Here is a 17323-nt window from a genome sequence, read left to right on the forward strand (position 1 = left end):
CGTGTACGGTTAGCCGTGAATCAGCTTGCCGATCCGGCTGTCGCTGCCCGTGCATTCGCGAATGAAGTCGTGGGTGCTGGCTAGCGCTGGCGTCTTGCGCACCGCATCAGTCACAAGGAGCGCGGCAAACTCGCCGAGACCGGCATCGATCAACCGGTTGGTGTAGGTCAGCACGCGAGCGAAATTGCTTTCCTTCGCGTACATCGCAAGCGCCGCGCTGATCGCATAGAGTGCCGCCGGTGCATCGGGAATTGGCGCAGCGTCGGGCGCGGCAAGAATCAGGTCAGGTGAAGGCAACTGGCGATAGATCTGGATAAACCCCATCAACTCGCCCGCAGCCCCCTCACCGACCGATCCCGCGTACGAGATCAGTTCCAGATCCTTCGGTACGACTCCCATCGTTTTGGCGACGAAGCCCCAGCTGCGCGGGCTTGGCGTTGCCTCGATGTCGCGCGACGTTTTCTGGACGGACAGCAATCCCGGGCGAAAGCGCAGGAAGGCGATGAGTTCCGGCGCGACGTCGTTGGCGACGGCCCATGCAGTCCACTCCTCGATCGTCGCCGCAAGCTCCACCACGGTGGCAAAGCGCGAGATCAACGGATCGAGAATGCCGCTCACGCCCGCGTTGTCGTTGCGGCGGTTCGTGGCCGCGAGGAACGTGACGTTATCGGGTAGCCTGTGCTCACCGATGCGGCGAGCGAGCAGCAGCTGCATCTTGGCGGCCTGGACGGCCGGCGAAGCCTGCCCGAGATCGTCCAGGAACCAGATGAGCGGGCGCTTGCGCGGCTGCAATGCACGCTCTAGATCGCCAAAAGGCAGGAAGCGTGCGGACTGGCCGTCGGCCGCCGCGAAAGGCAGCCCCTTTGAATCGGTCGGGTCTTCGACGACGGGATGACTGATCATCAGATCGTGCTCAAGCGCGTCTGAGACCTGCTCCACGATGTCGCTCTTGCCGATGCCCGGGCGCCCCGTGATCAGCACCGGAAGGCGCTTCGGTACGTAGGCGGTGAGCAGTGCCTTGAGCTGGGATGCGTTGACTTGCATATGAGTTTCCTTGAAAGAAGAAAACCCTGTGCGAACAACGTCCCCGGCCGGGAGCGTAGTCCCGACAGGGTAGATTGACAATGCCGCGCGAGCGGCAGTTCGATGCGTCTGCGACGCGGATGATGGAAGCCAGTTTAGGCGCGTGCGGCCCGTTTCCGCACGCGTAATGCTGGCCAATTCGCGGTAGCTTTCGCCCGCGACTGCGCAGTGCGCGCAAAAACGGCGCATGCGGATTCTGCGTTTGATATTCGCCTTGTGTGCTGCGTTGCAAAAAACCGGTGCCGTGGAAATCCATCGGACATCTGGCCCAGTCCGACCCGTTGCGGCCCTTGATCTCAAGAGGTAAGTAAAGTCCGAAAATCAAACAGAAGCGGACATTCCGGCGGCGCAGTTCAGCGACAGATTCCGGCTTGCAGTGGCGCGATGATGGGTGAGACGAAATGTGCCCAGAGAGTTGTGACCGATAGCCGGATGCGTAGCCAACACGCTTATTGTGGGCGTTCACCCGATGGACATCGCGTGAGACAGCGCACGCCAGCCAACGCGACGTCGCTGGTGCTTGCAAACGTGGCTGGCCATTCCACGAAGGAATAAGTTCTATCACCGCCGCCTGCCTTCTGGCCGCGCGGCACCTGCCCGATCATGTGTTCACCGTCAACCCACAGAGGAATCAACGATGAACACCTTCAACGCCTACACGATCGACACAGCACCGGCCGACTCGAAGCCTCTACTCGAAGGCACGAAAGCCGCTTTCGGCTTCGTCCCCAATCTCCAGTCTTTCATGGCGGAATCGCCCGAACTGCTGGCCGGCTACTCGGCGCTCTGGGACCTGTTTTCCAAAAGCACGCTGACGCCGCACGAACAGCAGGTCGTCTATCTGACCTCGAACTTCGAGAACGACTGCCACTACTGCATGGCTGGTCACAGCACGCTCGCGAAGATGATCAAGATGGACCCGGCGGTGATCGACGCCCTGCGCGCTGGAACCGAACTTCCCGACGCGAAGCTCGAAGCCCTGCATCGCTTCGCGACCGTTGTGGTGCGTGAGCGCGGCTTCGCCACCGATGCCGACATCGACGCGTTTCTCGCCGCCGGTTACACGCGCCGCAACGTGTTCGAAGTGATCCTCGGCGTGGCGACGAAGGTGATGAGCAACTACACGAATCACATCGTGCATACGCCTTACGACGCCTTCATGAAGGGCAACGAGTGGGTCAAGCCGCAGACGAGCGTCGCGGCCAGCGCCTGAGCGCAGGTTCTCGCTCGATCATCCGACACAGGAGAAGGACATGTCACTGCAAGACAAACTCGACGCGTTCAAGGCGGACTTCAAGGGCGGCAAGCCGCCGTACTACGCACCGCCCGAGATTCACCCGATCATGGAGCGCGCCACCGCCGAACTGATCGCAAGCGGACAGGCGGTACGCGCAATCAAGGCGGGCGAGCGCGCGCCCAGCTTCACGCTCAAGGATCAGGACGGCAACGACGTGTCGTCGGCGGAGCTGCTGCGTCGCGGCCCGCTCGTCATCACGTTCTATCGTGGCGTGTGGTGCCCGTACTGCAACATCGAGCTTCAGGCGATCAACGACGTGCTCCCGCAGATTGAAGGATACGGCGCGAGCGTCGTGGCCATCTCGCCGCAGACGCCCGTGAACAGCCGCAAGTCGGTGCGCGATAACAAGCTCGGCTTTCCGGTGTTGAGCGACGCGAATGGCGAGGTCGGTGCCGCGTTCGGCCTGCGCTTCGCGCTGCCCGATTATCTGGTCGATCTCTACAAGGCCCTGAAAAACGATCTACCCGCGTTCAACGCCGATCCTTCATGGACGTTGCCGATGCCAGCGCGCTACGTGATCGGTCAGGATGGCATCGTGCTGTATTCGGAGGTGAATCCCGATTACACGCATCGTCCCGATCCGGTCGATATGTTCCCGGTCCTGGAGCGCGCGAACGCAAAGGTGTAAGCGAACGCGCAGGTCATCGCCGCCTTCGGGCGGTTTTTCTTTTCGCTAACTTTATTTCACCCAACTGACCATCATGACAAAGCGCACTTTTCTGGTGACGGGCGCCACCAAAGGCATCGGCCTTGCACTCAGCGAACGGCTCGTCGCGGCAGGGCATCAAGTCATCGGCATCGCGCGTTCGCACGCGGCGTTTCCTGGCGAGCTCGTCACGCTGGACCTCGGTGATCGCGCTGCCACCAACGCTGCACTACACGAGTTGGCGCAACGCCATCGCGTCGACGGCATCATCAACAATGTTGGCCTGGTCCGGCCGCAACGTGTCGAATCCGTGGATCTCGACGTACTCGACGAAGTTTTCTCGGTGAATCTTCATCCGGCCATTCAGAGCGTGCAGGCGTTTTTGCCTGGCATGCGCGAGCGTGGCTGGGGGCGCATCGTCAATATCTCCAGCCTCACCATTCTGGGCATCACGCAACGCACGGCCTACGCTGCTGCAAAAGCCGCGCTCGTGAGCTTTGCCCGTACCTGGGCGCTGGAGCTCGCAACGACAGGCGTCACGGTGAATTCGGTGGCACCGGGTCCCACCGAAACGGAGTTGTTCCGCGCCAACAATCCACCAGGAAGCGAAGGCGAGCAGCGCTATCTGTCGGGCGTGCCGATGGGGCGCTTCGGCAAGCCGGAAGAGATCGCTGCAGCCATCGCGTTCCTGCTTTCCGATGACGCGGGTTTCATCACCGGGCAGACGCTTTTCGTTGACGGTGGCGCCTCAATCGGCAAGGCCGGAATCTGAAGGCAAGTTGTCGGGCCGTCCGGCAATCAGGCTTTCGACGAAGGTGACGAAGGCGCGCGCCTTCGTCGTTGCCATCCGGCCGGAAGGGAAGACCGCCCACACGTCGACGCCCGGCAGCGTCCAGTCCGTGAGCACCGCCTGCACGGAGCCGTCCGCGAGTTCCGGCGCGAACATCCATTCCGAGGCCACGGCCAGTCCCAGATCGGCGAGGACGGCGGCGCGCATCCCTTCGGCTGCGCTGACCCGCACGCGGCCCGACACCGTGACGGCCACTTCGGTGCCATCCGCGTGTCCGAACGCCCACGCGTCTCCACCACTGCGCATGGCATGAACGATCGCCCGATGCTGACTAAGTTCCGCGGGCGTTTGCGGCACGCCATGCCGTGCGAAGTACGCTTTCGTGCCGACCACCAGGCGCTTTCCGCTTGCGACGCGACGCGCGGTCATCGCGGAGTCGTCGAGTCGGCCCATGCGCAACGCGACGTCGACGCCTTCCTCGAGCAGATCGATCGGACGATCGTCCATCACGATCTCCACATCGAGTCTCGGGTGCTGCTCGAGGAACGCGCCAAGCGCGGGGATGACGTGCAGCCGCGCGAAGGTCACGGCGGCGCCCACACGCAGCTTTCCGACCAGCCCCTCCGACGATTCACGCACCGAATGTTCCGCGCGATCGGCTTCTTCGATCGCCAGACACGCGTGTTCGTAGAAGCGCTGGCCAGCATCGGTGGGTGTCAGGCCGCGGGTCGAGCGCAACAGGAGGCGCGCGTTCAGATGCTCTTCGAGCTGAGCGATCGACTTCGATACGGCGGGTTGTCCAATCTGAAGCCGACGCGCCGCCGCCGAGAACGAACCCGCCTCTACGACGGCGACGAAGGTTTCCATTGCGGCCAGACGATCCATGCGGGCGGGGTCTCGGGAGTGAGGAAAGAAGGGCGTCGCAGCGTTGCGGGACGCGAGCGATATCGCATTCCACACGGACGACCGCGCAACTATACAGCAGCCGGATGCAGCGAGTGCAGTGCGGAGGCGGCGTGCTTTTCCGCAGTCCGCGATAGCCCCGCTATAACACCGCGCGACCGGCACAAGGCGCGCCCATGCCTGCGCGGAATAACATCTATCGCCGCGACGGTGCTTCCGGGGCAGACGTCAATCGCCGAAAGTTACGTCATCCCATTCACGGTCTCAGGAGTCAATTCCATGTATCAGGTCTACGCGTTTTCCACGCCGAATTCCGTCAAGGTGCCGATTGCGCTCGAAGAACTCGGTCTGCAATACGAGCTGCATTTGGTGAACGTCAGGAAGGGCGAGCAGAAGCACGCCGATTTCGTCGCCTTGAATCCGAATGGAAAGGTGCCGGTGCTTCGCGATGGTGAGCATGGCTTCACGCTGAGCGAGTCGGCGGCGATCCTGGTCTATCTCGCGGAGCGTCACGGTGCACTGCTCGCGCAGGAGCCGGTGACGCGCGCGCGCACCTTCGAGCAGCTGTTTGTGCACGCGTCCGGCCTCAGTCCGGCCTTCGGGCAGGCGGGATATTTTCTGCGCTCCGCGCCGTCCGGTTCATCGGAGCACGCGCTGGACCGCTTCGCGCAGGAAGCGCGTCGTCAACTCGGATTGCTCGACGCGGTGCTTTCCGCGCGCGCCTTCGTCGCCGGCGATGACTTCTCCATCGCTGACATCGCCCATTTCGGCTGGATCTGGCGCCGGACATTTCCGGACCTGACGCTGGACGACATGCCGAACGTGCAACGCTGGTACGACGCTGTATCGAATCGCCCGGCGGTCGGACGGGCAATCGCAAGAATCGAATCGCTCGTCGAAGACAGGCAGGCGGCATGAATAAGACCGCGTCGAAATCCCGGCCGCTGATTGCGTTCGCCATTCTTTCGATCGCAGTGGGAATCGTAATTAACCACCCTTCGTCGATGCAGCGATCCGCGCCGTTATCTGGCGCGGCGGTAAGCGCGGAGCTTGCCCGCGTCATGGGCTTCGGCATGGTCTAGATACGCGCAGTATTTGCGAACTTTGAATCAACATCTACGTGAACAATATGGACAGACTCTTTAGCCCGATCAGTGTCGGACCTTTCGAACTCGATCACCGCGTCGTGCTCGCGCCGCTCACGCGCATGCGTACCGAACCTGCCCACGTCCCGGGCGATCTGATGGTGGATTACTACACGCAGCGCGCGTCGAGCGGCGGTCTGCTGATCAGCGATGCAACCGCCGTCTCGCCGCTCAGTATTGCCTACGTCGACGCACCGGGGATTTTTACTGAGCAACAGATGCGCGGATGGAAACGCATGACCGACGCCGTGCATGCGAAGGGCGCCCGCATATTCCTCCAAATGTGGCATGCAGGGCGTCAGGCACATCCTGCCAACACAGGCGGGCTGACGCCCGTTGCACCGTCGGCGTTGCGGTCGCTCGAACATGCGGCGATCCGCGACGGGAACGGAAACATCGTCGAAGCGGAGCTGGTCGTTCCGCGCGTACTGGAGATCGACGAGATCGCGGCGATCGTCGAGCAATTCCGCCGCGGCGCCGAACTTGCAAAACAGGCTGGTTTCGACGGCGTGGAACTGCACGGTGCGAATGGATACCTGTTCGAGCAGTTCCTGCTGGACGGCACGAACCAGCGCACGGACCGGTACGGCGGCGCGATTGAGAACCGCGCGCGCTTTCTGTTCGATACGCTCGATGCCGTCGTGGCCGTGTGGGGGCCGGGTCGTGTGGCGCTGCGCCTGTCGCCGAGCGGAACGTACGGCACGATGTCGGACAGCGATCCGCACGCCACATTCGGCTATGTGGCGCGCCGTCTCAACGACTATGCGCTTGCGTATCTGCATGTCATCGAACCCCGCATTCGCGGCATCGTCGAGCAGGCCACGCAGGAGGGCGACGTGACGTCGAAGGACATCAGGCGCATCTATCGGGGGACCGTTATCGCGGCCGGCGGTTTCACGGGCGATAGCGCGGAACAGATCATTGCCGATGGCCATGCGGATATGGTCGCCTTCGGCCGGATGTTCATTTCCAATCCGGATCTGCCGCACCGTCTTCGCAACGGGAGGCCGCTCGCGCCGTACGACCGCTCGACGTTCTACGGTGGAGACGCACGAGGGTATACGGATTACGCGGTCGATTCAGCGGCGATGGTGTAACGGACTGAGTTGGGCTTCGGTGGCGCGCGCTTCGGAAATGATAGATAGGACGACCGGCACATCATCGACGCAAAGCGGCCATTTGTGTGTCCGATGTTCGAAGTGGTCGAGCGGCTGCTTCTGGCCGCTCTTTGCCATCGAAATCGATGCTCGCACGATGCAGCGGCTACCGCGTCGCACAACCGGAAATCAACTACACAAGCCGAAGACCAAAAAAAAACCGGCACTTGCGTGCCGGTCGGTTAAAGGTTTCAGACGAGCAGCAGCGCGGCCTGCGAGGTCTCCCGCTCGCGGATACGCGCGAGCATGGCTGCGTCTTGCTCACGCATCCGCCGTGAGCGTTCTTCGCCAACGCCGTTGTGTTTCTCAACGACATAAGTGAGGTACAGCGGTCTGGCAGGCCCACGCCACTGGTTCCACTCAGCGAGGATTGCCGCTCGCATCTCACGCGCACACGCAAAGTACGCACTGCGCGCCTGGCGCCAGAATCGCGCCTGAAGGTCGCGCCATTGCTGGTCGCTTTTCAGCAGCATGCGCTCCCGACGTTTGCGCTCCTCGCCAACTGGCAGCGTCGGACGGGGTCGAAACTGATCGACGAACAACGGATAGTCGCGCGCAATCTTCTCCACCTCACGCGTACCACGACGCAGGTAAAGCGCTTCCTTGCGTGCGGTCCAGCAATACCCCTCGGGTCTCGGCTCACGATCGAAACGCATAGCCGCCTCCTATGCAGCGAGGCCGGCGAGGATCGCGCGGGCATAAGCCAGGGTACCGTCTTTCGCGCTGAGGCGACGCGCGGTGCGTTCGCTCCCACGCACCAGCGCGTACGTCATCGCTGCGCCCCGGCGAAAGCCCTCGATCTTCGAGTAACCGTCACGAATGGCAATATCGACATGCTCGGCACCACTGATTTCGCTCGCGTGGGGCCCGACATACCGCGCACGTGCGGCCGCCGCGCGTGCGTCTGCAAGCTCCCGCCCGGCATCGGCTTCGATCTTCCCCTGCGCCGCCTGGCGTTCCCACTGCGCCTGCTGTGTCGCATCGTAGCCGCACAGCGCAAACACCGCACGGCGCCGTGCCACGCCTCGCAACCCGGTCAGCTTCACGCCCAGCACCTCCTGAAACGCAGCCTTGCTTGCAAGGTTGCGCTCATCGGGTGTGTCCAGTACGTCGAGCAGGACCTGCATGTCGCGCCCGGCCAGCGCACGTGCCAGCCGGTTGCCGTGCTCAAAGGTGTGACGTCCCTCCTCGAGCCGCGCGATGTCGCAGCGGTGACGATGCGTACGACGGCTGATCCGGCCTGCGGCAAGTTCGCTGTCCGCGTGATCGATGGACCGCTTGCGCACGGCCTGTGCGACACGCTCGCGCACGCGCGCGGCGAGCGGTGAGACCGGTTGGCCGACATCGACGGATTGCTGGAAGCAATCAGGCAACGACAGATCGTCGATGAGACCGGCCGCGTGCAGTGCGTCCTCGGCGGCCGAGTATGCCGGATCGAGCTCCAGATGTGCGGCGAGCGCCACGATCGCATCCGCGTTCACGGCGTCGATCGTCTTGCCGTTGTGCCTCATCGCCGATTCGATGGTCCGGAGCTTTCCGTGCGCAATGGCACCACGTAGCGCAGGCACGCGCATCAGTACGTCTCCCCACTCCGCGTACCTGAAGGCCTGCGGATCGCTCCGGTAGTCCTGAAGCACGTCCTCCGGGACCGGCAGGTTCGCGAGGAGCGCATACGCAACATGCAGGCTATGACGGCTGTGCCGCTCCTCGGTGCCAGCGAGCTGGGGACCACAGTAGCCGAAGCCGAACAGTCTCTCGAGCGTTTCGAGACACAGGTCCGAAAGCGAAAATCGCGCGCCGCGCGCACGGGCCTCCTGCACGGCCACGTCGATCTGGTCGGTGCAAAGCAGCGCTTCCGGCTTGCGGCAGGTTTCCACGAAATCGAACAAGACGTTCCAGTCGCGCACCGGGATCTCCCACGGCGCGCGCAGCGAGCCATCGCTGCACCGGAACGCCGCGGAGTTGCGGATTTCGAGCAGCGTCTCGGTCACGATGCTGCGAGCCGTGCCCGGCATGCGCAGCACCAGTCGACCGTTGTAGCGCGTGATACGCTCGCCGGCCGCGGCGCCCGCAAGACGGATATGCGACGTCTCGGTGCTGCGCACCTGGACATCGTTGAAGATCGCGAACAGGCCTGCGACCGTGGTTGAGGAAAAGACAGCGTCGGGAATATGCAGCGTGTACATGGATGAAAGCTCCGGTAAACGGGACCATCACCCATCGGGGCGAAGGCCCCGGGAGGGAAAAAGAAGGCTGACCCGGTAAGACGGTCAGTCGATATCGAGCAGTCGCGACACTACCGCCGCGACCGACCACGCATGCGAGCGCGTGAGCACCTTGATGCGAACGAGCGGCTGGCTGCGCCACGCGCCACGCTCACCGTCTTCAACGAAGAAGACGAAGTCGATCTGCACGTGCCAGCCTTCCGAGTGGCCAGTGGCAACCGACAGACACAGGCGTGCGTGTCGCGCACCGGTATGCGGCCACGCCGCATCTCCGCGCAGACCGAAGCGCGCCTCGTGCGCGTCATCCGCGACATTGGCGACATCGATCCACTCGGGGTCGAGCTCGGATTGCCGCAGGCGGCGTTCAATCTGGGAAACGACCTGACGAACCGTCATGCCGACGGTTTCGAACGGCGCGGCCGCGAGTGCAACGGGTAGATCCAGTTCAGTGTGGTTAGACATGGGAAGTCCAGAAATGCAAAAGGGCCGCACCCGAAGGTGCAGCCCTTGATAACGAATGCCGGCCTTGGCCGGCGTGTCAATGAATTTAGTGCGAGTGCCGCCGACGCTCGCGATCGGCCTTACGACCGTTGCGATCCATGATCATGCCGACGCCGCACAGGCTCAGCGCGACAATCATCGCGACGATTCCGAAACCCATGCTCATTCTCCTTTCATGGAAACCATGCCTTGCCAGAAAGTTACCACAAATGCGATCGCAAGCCCGAGTTCATTGAGGATCGCACCGGGGGTCCACTCGGTCGTGGAATGCCAGAAACCCACAGCGCCGGCGACCGAGGCCGCTGAAAGCGTGTGAAGAAAACGACCGAATTGCTGGCGTTGATCCTTTGTCGGTGAAAGGAATGGAGCGAGAAGCTGCTCGCCCGGTGACAGGCACTACGACGGCAACTCGCCCAGAATCTCGAATAGATCACCGCGACGGCTAACCTCGACGATTCGCCCGGCGATCACGCACGTGATCACCGGCAACGCTTCGGTCTTGTCCATCTCGCGCAATAGCTGCTGTAGTCGCTCCGAGACGTGAAGCCGCTGTGAAGTGTCAATGGAAACTGTGTCCGTAATCGTCATGCCGCTTGCGAACGTGACTTCGATCCTGATGATCTCCATCGTCAAGTCTCCTGCCGACGTTCAGTATCGAGGCCGTTGACCAGCCGCAGGGCACTGAGCAACGATTCGTAGCCCTCGGGCGAACCCAACTGCTCGGGGCTCACGACGTTGTCCACGCCGCCAGACAGGTCCTTGCGACCGCGTCGTGTGCGAAACGCAACCGCGACCGCAGGTTGCGCCGGCGAATCGGTCACTTCGAGGATCAGCCGGTCGGTGTTGAGCGCGACGCGGCAGCCGCGACCGCGACGGGCGGATTCAGCGGTGATGTCGTGCTCGCCCGCGCGCAGACGCAGATCTCCCGCAATGCGGTGGAGCAAGCCGCGCGCACGGCGGGTGAAATCGGCCTCCCGCGCCGCGCCCGCGCTGCTGCGGTCGGCGTGGAATACGCGGTTGATGTGATTCATGAATCCCTCAAAAAGAAAAAAGGCGGGACGCTCCGGAAGGAACGCCCCGCCTGGACAGCGGAAAAGCCGGCTCACGCCGGCACAGAAAAAATGCGTCAGTGGGTGACGCGGATGCCCGAGTTCGTGTCCATCAGGAGCACGTGGTTGCCGGGCGAGAACAACTGGTCGTCGGGTTGCGTGATGACGCGCATCGAACCGTCGCCCTTGCGGACGACGATTTCGAGGCCTGCGGTGCGCGAAAGCGCGTCGCCGACCTTCTGCGCGACAAAGCCGGAAGCGGCACCGGACATCGCAGCGGCGATGTAGCGCCCGCGACCGTCACCAATGACCTCGGAGCCGAGGAAAGCGCCAATGCCCGCGGTCACGAGATTGACGAGGCCCGAGTTGTTGCCGGGCACCTGGATCGTGATGCGACGAACACGCACGACGGTGGCCTGTTCAAGTGTGCCCGCGCGTTGCACGTCGGAGCGCTGATAGACATCCGGTGAACCGAAGTCAGTACTTGCGCAACCGGAGAGAACCGAAAGGACAACGAGGGCGAGGAGAATGCGGATCATGGTGGTTGCCTTTTAAAAAAATGGGCAACCGGCCCGTAGGGGTGGTTGCCCCAACGGGAAAAGAAAAGCGAGCGCCTAGCCGGAAACAGCGACGAGGCAGAGAATCACCAGCAGCACGTAAATGCAGCCGGCAAGGATGGCGACGTTGATGCCCTCATCCTCGCCCATTTGGGCAAGCGAGCGCAGACGGCGTCTGAGATGGTTGAGCACGGACACGCTCCTGGAAAACGGAAGAGAGCTGCGTCCGGACAGGGAGCAGGCTCCCGGTGGGAAAAGCGGATCGGACCGACAGGCGCCGTAGGAGCCCCGGTAGCTCGGGAAGGATTGCCCACAGCAGCATGCTGCTGTGGGTAGGTCGATGCGCATGAAGCGCGAGGATTGACAACAGTATGCAGCGAACACGCTGCTGCGAAGCCCGGAATGCTCGCGGAATCGCTATGTGTTTCGCTTGCCGGTGGCGTTCACGCGTGCACAGTGCTCGCTGCACCGCGCTCCTGTCTGAACGCACTCGCCATGGCAACCCGTGCAGAAATGCCGCTCGCGCGCGCCGGCCGAATCCCAGCCCCAACCGGCGGGCAACGGCGTGCCGAATTCGCGCCCGGCTTCACGCGCCAAGAACACAGCCTCACCGGCGCGGCCGCGCCGCACAATCGCATTGATCTCGTCAGTTCCGAACGCTTCGCGCAGCGCGTCGACGGAGGCGCCCGTCTCTGGCATCGATGTAGCAGGTTTGTTCATGAGCAAAATACCTGTATATTTGTACAGTATATAGGAGCGAAGCATGGAACCGATTTGGGAATACCGCTGGGCGTTTGTGGAGACAGGCCACTGGGGCGGCAGGAAAGAAACGAACTTCTGGATGACCGACATTGAGGCCGGACGATGGTGGGCGTATGGCTTGGCCGGAACCGAACGTCTCGAAGACACGAAGCGCGACCGTAACGTGGCAAACGCCGACAATAGCTACTCAAGCACCGGCAGCACAAAGCCGTGGGATCATCCAAACTACGCGCGCACGACTCGGCGGCGTTGAGATACGGGGCTCACACTCAAACGAACGACGAGTCGATCGCCCCAGGCGCGTGCAGTGCGTCTTCCAGCCTGGCCAGCCTGCCCTTCCCGCTTGAGGTAGACAGGACTGTGGCCACAGCTCCCTCGGCGGCCGGATCGTCATTGCCGGCGCGACCACGTGCACGCTTCGTAGTCATCCTCGCAGCCGATCAATGTGTCACCTGCGGCTTCGGGAGGTACACTCCGACGGAGATCGCAGCCGTGCATCCGCGCCGAGGGCACTTCAACGGTCCTACCTCAATCATCCGTAATACAACCAAGAGCCATGAGCCTCCTCGACGATGAACAACTGGCCATTCGGCGGGGCCACGCCCGTTTCGAAGCCGACGTGGCGCAGACGGTCCGCGTGATCGCCGAGCGCCATCACGCCAGCGGTGCGGCGCTCACCGGCGACGCCGCACGTGCGATCCTGGAGGAAGCGCTGGCCGACGTAGGCCTAGCCTCGCGCTGGCCCCCGGAACAGCTCGGCGCGCTCGCCGCCGGGATCGAATTGCCTTCGGGCAATGCGCCGCTGGCCGCGACCGACACGCGCCCACACCCTCTCCTGCTGCTTCTCGTCAGCACCTTTGCCGCGTCGGGCGCGCGGTAATCGGAACGCAAAAAAAGCGCCGCGCGCACGCGCGGGACGGCGCTGTAGTCAGGAATGTGAGCACGTTACTGATCGCGGATGCAACCTGATGCAGCGGATGACTATATTGCGTTCATCAGTTCACCTTCGTGGACGATCGCCTCACGGATCGCCGAAGCAACCACCGACGCGTTTGCAGGTCTCATCTACCGGGGCGCCCCATAGACTGCCCACCGATGCAAACACAACAATCTCGCGATCAGCGATCTAGAAACAAGATTAATTCTCATTTACACTGCGATTCTCGTCGGTCAGCGCTGAGCGTCGCCATGTCTGATATAGGGTCCGATGCGGTCCATTCAATTTACACGACTCACCATGCGTGGCTGCATGGCTGGCTGAAGCGCAAACTCGGCTGCACGTTTGAGGCAGCGGACCTCGCACACGACACCTACGTGCGCCTGATCGCATCGCGCCGACTTCCGCAGCCGGACGAATCTCGTGCGTATCTCATGCAGATCGCGAAAGGGCTCGTCGTTGATCTCTACCGGCGCCGGGAGGTCGAAGCGGCCTTTCGCGCGTCGCTCGCGCTGATGCCGGAGTCCATGTGGCCGTCCGCAGAGCAGCAAGCGATCGTCATCGAGACGCTGACCGAAATCGACGCCGTGCTCGCGTCACTTCCCCCGAAAGTGCGCGAGACGTTCCTGCTGTCCCGCTTTGACGGGCTGACTTACTCCGAGATTGCGATCCAGCTGAACGTCTCGGTTGCGAGCGTGCGCAAGTACATGCTCAGGGCTGCGCTCGCCTGCTTTTCTTCATTAGCCGAATGAGCCGTCGCCTGGACACGCCGTCCACAACACCGCAACTGGACAACGACGCTGTGCTGCACGAAGCACTGCAGTGGCTCGTGACTCTCTGGTCGGGCGAAGCGAGCCGCGACGAACGGCAGGCTTGCGAGCTTTGGCGCCGCACCAGTCCCGCTCATGAAGCAGCATGGCAGCGCGTGCAGTCACTCGACAACCGGCTCGGCGCCGTGCCCGCGAGCCTTGCCGCCCCAACCTTGCGTGGCGCGCGCCAGCGCGCACGGCGGCGTGCCGTGCTTCGGTCGATCATGTTCGCCGGCGGCACGGGTGCGCTCGCCTGGGCCGCGCGAGATCAAGTGCCATGGCGCAGCTGGACGGCCGACTACCGTACAACGACAGGCGAGCAGCGCCGGCTCGTGCTTGCTGACGGCACGCGTCTCGTCATGAACACCGCAACCGCGCTCGACGTGCGGTTCACCGCAAGCGAGCGTCGCGTGCTGCTTCGCTCCGGTGAAATCTACGTGGCGACGGCACACGAGGCACCCGCCACGTATCGGCCGTTCATCGTCGAAACGGCCCAGGGCTCGGTTCAGGCCCTCGGCACACGCTTTACCGTCAGGCAGGGCGATGACCTTTCGTACGTGGCGGTATATGAGGGTGCCGTCTCCGTGAGGCCCGCGCATTCGTTGATGGCACAACGTATCGAAGTGGGCGAGCGGACCACTTTCGTTACCGATCGTACAAACACACCGTCGCCGGTTGACACCAATGCGACAAGCTGGACACGCGGTGTTCTGGTCGTTGAGCAAATGCGCCTTGACGCCTTCGTGAGCGAACTCGGCCGATACCGCCCTGGCTTGCTGCGCGCCGATCCGTCCGTTGCCGCACTGCGTGTGTCAGGCGTCTTCCCGCTCGGCGACACGGACCGTGCGCTGACATCGCTCGAACGCGCACTTCCAGTGAGCATTCGCTACGCCACACGCTACTGGGTGAGCATCCGGCCGCGCTGAACGTTACTGGCCCAATCAGGAAAAATATTTGTGCTTTGAAGTAGCACTTTTTCTTTCTCGTCCGGGATACCGGGAAAGCACCGTTGATCCACGAGAATGAAAAAGGAAACCTGGGAATGAACCGCCGCTTCACACCGCAGCACACGTTGATGTGCCACCTTGCGCTCGCATCTGTCTTGGCCATGGCGCCAGCCGTCCTGCTTGCCGCACCGCTCTCCGCCGCTGTCCGCCATTACGACATCCCGGCAGGCACACTCGATCAGGTACTCAATCGCTATGCGAGCGAATCGAACGTCCTGCTCACCATCGACAGCAAGCTGACCGCAGGGCGCTCCAGCACCGGCTTGCATGGAGATTATGTGCTCGATGCGGGCTTCTCGACCATTCTCGCGGGCAGCGGGCTCGACGCGATATCCGACGGCACACGCGGCGGCTACGTCCTGCGCACCGCGCACGTAGGCGCGCCTGCCGCAACGGTCGCGGATGCGGTATTGCCTGCGGTGAAGGTGAACGCCCTGGCGGGCGATCCCAACGGACTGCCCGTGCCATACGCAGGCGCTCAGGTTGCGACCGGCAGCCGCGTCGGCATGCTCGGCAACCTCGACGTGATGGACACGCCGTTCAACACCGTTAGCTATACGCGCCAACTGATCCAGGACCAGCAGGCGTATTCAGTATCCGACGTGCTCGCGAACAATCCGTCAGCCCGTATCCTCTATCCGGACAACGACGGCTCGACCGACTTCTTCATTCGCGGAAACAAGGTGTCGCAGCTCGACATCGCATACGACGGCCTGTACGGAATCGGCACGCCGGGGATCGAATCGCTGGAGCGCATCGAAGTCCTCATCGGCGCAAACGCACTGCTCAACGGACTTGGACCGATTGGTGGTGTCGGTGCCTATATCAACCAGGTGCCGAAGAAAGCGCCTGAAGATCCGGTCGCGCAAGTGTCTTTCGGCTACATCGGCGGCCAGTTGGGCGGCAGCGTCGATGTGGGACGACGCTTTGGCGCAGACAAGCAATTCGGCATCCGGTTCAATGGTGCCTACCGCGACGGCGACACGGAAGCCGACAATCAGTCGCGCAAGGTCGGCACGGCAACGCTGTCGATGGACTGGCGCAGTCCTGACAATCATGTACGCCTCTCGACAAATTTCGGCTACCGCGAGAACGACAACGATTCGCCCGCGCGTACGTTGTATATGTACAGCAACACGTTCAAAATACCCGCACCGCCGAGCGATCCGAAATCGAACTGGCAGAACGCGTGGTCTTATGACAACACGCGAACAACGTTCGCAACCGCGCGCGGCGAAGTCGACATTACGCCCAACGTCACTGCCTATGTGGCGATAGGCGGATCGCAGTTTCGCGAAGAGCAGCTGTTCGCCAACTCGTTTCTGATGAACAGCAACGGCGACGTGGGCCAGAACCAGGTTTACTGGCCGCTTTATCGCAACACCATTTCCGGCGAGGCCGGCGTACGCGGCACGTTGCAGACCGGGCCGGTGAAACACAACTGGTCGCTCGCACTCTCGGGGCTGCGCGAGAACAACGGCATCGTCGCCACGACGCTTGAGACGACCTTTACGAATCTGTATCGTCCGGTGTTCATCGCGCAGCCCAGCATCGCCGGTCTCGCCGATTCGAACAACGTGCCACGCACCACGGAAACCGAACTCTATGGCATCGCATTCGCAGACACGATGTCCGTTCTGCACGACCGGGTGCAATTGACCCTGGGCTTGCGCGAACAAGGCGTCAGCGCAAACAACTTCTCGACGACTGGCGTTCAGACATCGACTTACGACAAGAGCGCACTGACGCCCGCAGTCGGACTGAACGTGCGTGCGACGCAAGACGTGTCGCTCTACGCAAACTACATCGAAGGTTTGCAGCAAGGCGGCCAGGCGCCCACTGGCTATAGCAACGCGGGTGAGAGCTTCGCACCTTTCATCTCGAAGCAGTACGAGGTCGGTGCGAAGTACGACTTTGGCAACTTCCTTGCCACGTTGAGCGCATATCAGATCAGCACACCAAATGCTCAGGCCGACGGCCTCGTGTATGGAGTCAACGGAGAACAAAGAACCCGAGGCCTGGAATTAAACACCTTTGGCGAGATCGCGCATGGCGTCCGTTTGCTGGGCGGGGCGGCGCTGATCGACGCGCGCCAGACTCACACCGCCAACGGCACCAACGACGGCAAGCGAGTCACAGGCGCCGCAAACTTTCAGTTGAATCTTGGTGCCGAGTGGGACCCGGTGTTTCTCCCTGGATGGACGGTGAGCGGACGCGCGATCTACACCGGCTCCGAATACATCGACGCAGGCAACAAGCAGTCGATTCCGTCGTGGGTTCGCTATGACGCCGGCGTACGCTACTTGACCGTGATCGCAGGCCATCAAACCGCGTTTCGCTTCAACGTGGAAAACCTGACGAACCGTAGCTACTGGATCGGTGGACAGGGCTTCGTCATGCAAAGTCGGCCGCGCACCTTCCTGGGCTCGGTCAGCGTAGCACTGTGAGCGTCCAC

General features: G+C 62.5%; 22 protein-coding genes. 11 read left to right on the plus strand and 11 right to left on the minus strand.

The features are described 5' to 3' along the window. Positions 1-9 precede the first annotated feature (9 nt). The gene (locus C7402_RS08530) at positions 10-1044 is read right to left on the minus strand and encodes an ATP-binding protein (protein ID WP_116610263.1); all 1035 of its coding nucleotides are present in this window, start codon (positions 1042-1044) and stop codon (positions 10-12) included. Positions 1045-1720: 676 nt separating this feature from the next. On the opposite strand from C7402_RS08530, the gene C7402_RS08535 reads away from it, so the two are divergent. The 3 genes from C7402_RS08535 to C7402_RS08545 all read left to right on the plus strand — a co-directional run bounded on the left by C7402_RS08535 (position 1721) and on the right by C7402_RS08545 (position 3798). After that, a complete protein-coding gene (locus C7402_RS08535; protein ID WP_116610264.1) occupies positions 1721-2296 on the plus strand; it encodes a carboxymuconolactone decarboxylase family protein in 576 nt (191 codons plus the stop codon). 40 nt (positions 2297-2336) lie between these two features. Then, on the plus strand, positions 2337-3008 hold the full coding sequence (locus tag C7402_RS08540; protein ID WP_116610265.1) for a peroxiredoxin-like family protein: 672 nt from the start codon (positions 2337-2339) through the stop codon (positions 3006-3008). Between the two features lie 73 nt (positions 3009-3081). After that, positions 3082-3798, plus strand: coding sequence for an SDR family oxidoreductase (locus C7402_RS08545; protein ID WP_116610266.1), 717 nt, complete (start codon positions 3082-3084; stop codon positions 3796-3798). On the opposite strand, the gene C7402_RS08550 is transcribed toward C7402_RS08545, so the two are convergent. Further along, positions 3775-4701: a LysR family transcriptional regulator gene (locus C7402_RS08550; RefSeq protein ID WP_116610267.1), complete on the minus strand. Its 927-nt coding sequence runs from the start codon at positions 4699-4701 to the stop codon at positions 3775-3777. The genes C7402_RS08545 and C7402_RS08550 overlap by 24 nt on opposite strands. A 297-nt stretch (positions 4702-4998) precedes the next feature. On the opposite strand from C7402_RS08550, the gene C7402_RS08555 reads away from it, so the two are divergent. From C7402_RS08555 to C7402_RS08560, 3 genes are read left to right on the plus strand one after another with little or no spacing between them, the layout of a single operon-like run. After that, positions 4999-5637, plus strand: a complete 639-nt coding sequence (locus C7402_RS08555) for a glutathione S-transferase family protein (RefSeq protein ID WP_116610268.1) — start codon at positions 4999-5001, stop codon at positions 5635-5637. Then, positions 5634-5801 carry a hypothetical protein gene (locus C7402_RS46860; RefSeq protein WP_165841827.1) on the plus strand — a complete coding sequence of 56 codons (168 nt, stop codon included), beginning with the start codon at positions 5634-5636 and terminating at the stop codon, positions 5799-5801. The genes C7402_RS08555 and C7402_RS46860 overlap by 4 nt, the downstream gene beginning before the upstream one ends. A 47-nt stretch (positions 5802-5848) precedes the next feature. Beyond that, positions 5849-6961, plus strand: coding sequence for an alkene reductase (locus tag C7402_RS08560; RefSeq protein ID WP_116610269.1), 1113 nt, complete (start codon positions 5849-5851; stop codon positions 6959-6961). A gap of 251 nt (positions 6962-7212) precedes the next feature. Here the strand turns inward: C7402_RS08560 and C7402_RS08565 are convergent, their stop codons facing one another. The 8 genes from C7402_RS08565 to C7402_RS08595 form a co-directional block, all read right to left on the minus strand. Further along, on the minus strand, positions 7213-7677 hold the full coding sequence (locus C7402_RS08565; RefSeq protein ID WP_116610270.1) for a hypothetical protein: 465 nt from the start codon (positions 7675-7677) through the stop codon (positions 7213-7215). Positions 7678-7686: 9 nt separating this feature from the next. Then, a complete protein-coding gene (locus C7402_RS08570; RefSeq protein WP_116610271.1) occupies positions 7687-9207 on the minus strand; it encodes a hypothetical protein in 1521 nt (506 codons plus the stop codon). 84 nt (positions 9208-9291) lie between these two features. After that, positions 9292-9708, minus strand: a complete 417-nt coding sequence (locus C7402_RS08575; RefSeq protein WP_116610272.1) for a hypothetical protein — start codon at positions 9706-9708, stop codon at positions 9292-9294. A 435-nt stretch (positions 9709-10143) separates the two neighbouring features. Continuing rightward, complete coding sequence (locus C7402_RS08580) at positions 10144-10374, minus strand: hypothetical protein (protein WP_116610273.1); 231 nt, start codon at positions 10372-10374, stop codon at positions 10144-10146. Positions 10375-10376: 2 nt separating this feature from the next. Then, on the minus strand, positions 10377-10778 hold the full coding sequence (locus C7402_RS08585) for a hypothetical protein (RefSeq protein ID WP_116610274.1): 402 nt from the start codon (positions 10776-10778) through the stop codon (positions 10377-10379). 95 nt (positions 10779-10873) lie between these two features. Continuing rightward, the gene (locus C7402_RS08590) at positions 10874-11335 is read right to left on the minus strand and encodes an outer membrane lipoprotein (RefSeq protein WP_116610275.1); all 462 of its coding nucleotides are present in this window, start codon (positions 11333-11335) and stop codon (positions 10874-10876) included. A gap of 75 nt (positions 11336-11410) precedes the next feature. Beyond that, positions 11411-11545, minus strand: coding sequence for a hypothetical protein (locus C7402_RS47970; RefSeq protein WP_279635540.1), 135 nt, complete (start codon positions 11543-11545; stop codon positions 11411-11413). A gap of 225 nt (positions 11546-11770) precedes the next feature. Continuing rightward, positions 11771-12118, minus strand: a complete 348-nt coding sequence (locus C7402_RS08595; protein ID WP_244314783.1) for a hypothetical protein — start codon at positions 12116-12118, stop codon at positions 11771-11773. Between C7402_RS08595 and C7402_RS46220 the strand changes: the two genes are divergently transcribed. From C7402_RS46220 to C7402_RS08610, 4 genes are all read left to right on the plus strand, one after another. Further along, on the plus strand, positions 12117-12368 hold the full coding sequence (locus tag C7402_RS46220) for a hypothetical protein (RefSeq protein WP_133254438.1): 252 nt from the start codon (positions 12117-12119) through the stop codon (positions 12366-12368). The genes C7402_RS08595 and C7402_RS46220 overlap by 2 nt on opposite strands. Positions 12369-12671: 303 nt before the next feature. After that, positions 12672-12995, plus strand: coding sequence for a hypothetical protein (locus tag C7402_RS08600; protein ID WP_116610276.1), 324 nt, complete (start codon positions 12672-12674; stop codon positions 12993-12995). A 308-nt stretch (positions 12996-13303) separates the two neighbouring features. Further along, entirely contained in the window at positions 13304-13804 is a 501-nt protein-coding gene (locus tag C7402_RS08605) for a sigma-70 family RNA polymerase sigma factor (RefSeq protein ID WP_116610277.1), read from the plus strand. Next, complete coding sequence (locus tag C7402_RS08610) at positions 13801-14787, plus strand: FecR domain-containing protein (protein ID WP_116610278.1); 987 nt, start codon at positions 13801-13803, stop codon at positions 14785-14787. Before C7402_RS08605 ends, C7402_RS08610 begins: the two co-directional genes overlap by 4 nt. Here C7402_RS08610 and C7402_RS46865 read toward each other — a convergent pair. Then, positions 14760-15242, minus strand: a complete 483-nt coding sequence (locus C7402_RS46865) for a hypothetical protein (RefSeq protein WP_165841828.1) — start codon at positions 15240-15242, stop codon at positions 14760-14762. The two genes, C7402_RS08610 and C7402_RS46865, sit on opposite strands and share 28 nt — an antisense overlap. Before the next feature lie 132 nt (positions 15243-15374). On the opposite strand from C7402_RS46865, the gene C7402_RS08615 reads away from it, so the two are divergent. Further along, a complete protein-coding gene (locus C7402_RS08615; protein WP_165841829.1) occupies positions 15375-17315 on the plus strand; it encodes a TonB-dependent receptor in 1941 nt (646 codons plus the stop codon). Positions 17316-17323: the final 8 nt, after the last annotated feature.

Origin of the sequence: Paraburkholderia unamae (assembly GCF_003096875.1) — a bacterium.
Taxonomy (GTDB): Bacteria; Pseudomonadota; Gammaproteobacteria; order Burkholderiales; family Burkholderiaceae; genus Paraburkholderia; species Paraburkholderia unamae.

Excerpts from the sequence above, each read along its gene's own strand:
- C7402_RS08560 (WP_116610269.1), top strand. The coding sequence starts at position 5,849 with ATGGACAGACTCTTTAGCCCGATCAGTGTCGGACCTTTCGAACTCGAT.
- C7402_RS08575 (WP_116610272.1), bottom strand. The coding sequence starts at position 9,708 with ATGTCTAACCACACTGAACTGGATCTACCCGTTGCACTCGCGGCCGCG.
- C7402_RS46220 (WP_133254438.1), top strand. The coding sequence starts at position 12,117 with ATGGAACCGATTTGGGAATACCGCTGGGCGTTTGTGGAGACAGGCCAC.
- C7402_RS08530 (WP_116610263.1), bottom strand. The coding sequence starts at position 1,044 with ATGCAAGTCAACGCATCCCAGCTCAAGGCACTGCTCACCGCCTACGTA.
- C7402_RS08595 (WP_244314783.1), bottom strand. The coding sequence starts at position 12,118 with ATGCTTCGCTCCTATATACTGTACAAATATACAGGTATTTTGCTCATG.
- C7402_RS08550 (WP_116610267.1), bottom strand. The coding sequence starts at position 4,701 with ATGGATCGTCTGGCCGCAATGGAAACCTTCGTCGCCGTCGTAGAGGCG.
- C7402_RS08565 (WP_116610270.1), bottom strand. The coding sequence starts at position 7,677 with ATGCGTTTCGATCGTGAGCCGAGACCCGAGGGGTATTGCTGGACCGCA.
- C7402_RS08585 (WP_116610274.1), bottom strand. The coding sequence starts at position 10,778 with ATGAATCACATCAACCGCGTATTCCACGCCGACCGCAGCAGCGCGGGC.
- C7402_RS08600 (WP_116610276.1), top strand. The coding sequence starts at position 12,672 with ATGAGCCTCCTCGACGATGAACAACTGGCCATTCGGCGGGGCCACGCC.
- C7402_RS08535 (WP_116610264.1), top strand. The coding sequence starts at position 1,721 with ATGAACACCTTCAACGCCTACACGATCGACACAGCACCGGCCGACTCG.
- C7402_RS08605 (WP_116610277.1), top strand. The coding sequence starts at position 13,304 with ATGTCTGATATAGGGTCCGATGCGGTCCATTCAATTTACACGACTCAC.
- C7402_RS46860 (WP_165841827.1), top strand. The coding sequence starts at position 5,634 with ATGAATAAGACCGCGTCGAAATCCCGGCCGCTGATTGCGTTCGCCATT.
- C7402_RS08615 (WP_165841829.1), top strand. The coding sequence starts at position 15,375 with ATGCTCGGCAACCTCGACGTGATGGACACGCCGTTCAACACCGTTAGC.
- C7402_RS08545 (WP_116610266.1), top strand. The coding sequence starts at position 3,082 with ATGACAAAGCGCACTTTTCTGGTGACGGGCGCCACCAAAGGCATCGGC.
- C7402_RS08610 (WP_116610278.1), top strand. The coding sequence starts at position 13,801 with ATGAGCCGTCGCCTGGACACGCCGTCCACAACACCGCAACTGGACAAC.
- C7402_RS08540 (WP_116610265.1), top strand. The coding sequence starts at position 2,337 with ATGTCACTGCAAGACAAACTCGACGCGTTCAAGGCGGACTTCAAGGGC.
- C7402_RS08580 (WP_116610273.1), bottom strand. The coding sequence starts at position 10,374 with ATGGAGATCATCAGGATCGAAGTCACGTTCGCAAGCGGCATGACGATT.
- C7402_RS08570 (WP_116610271.1), bottom strand. The coding sequence starts at position 9,207 with ATGTACACGCTGCATATTCCCGACGCTGTCTTTTCCTCAACCACGGTC.
- C7402_RS08555 (WP_116610268.1), top strand. The coding sequence starts at position 4,999 with ATGTATCAGGTCTACGCGTTTTCCACGCCGAATTCCGTCAAGGTGCCG.
- C7402_RS08590 (WP_116610275.1), bottom strand. The coding sequence starts at position 11,335 with ATGATCCGCATTCTCCTCGCCCTCGTTGTCCTTTCGGTTCTCTCCGGT.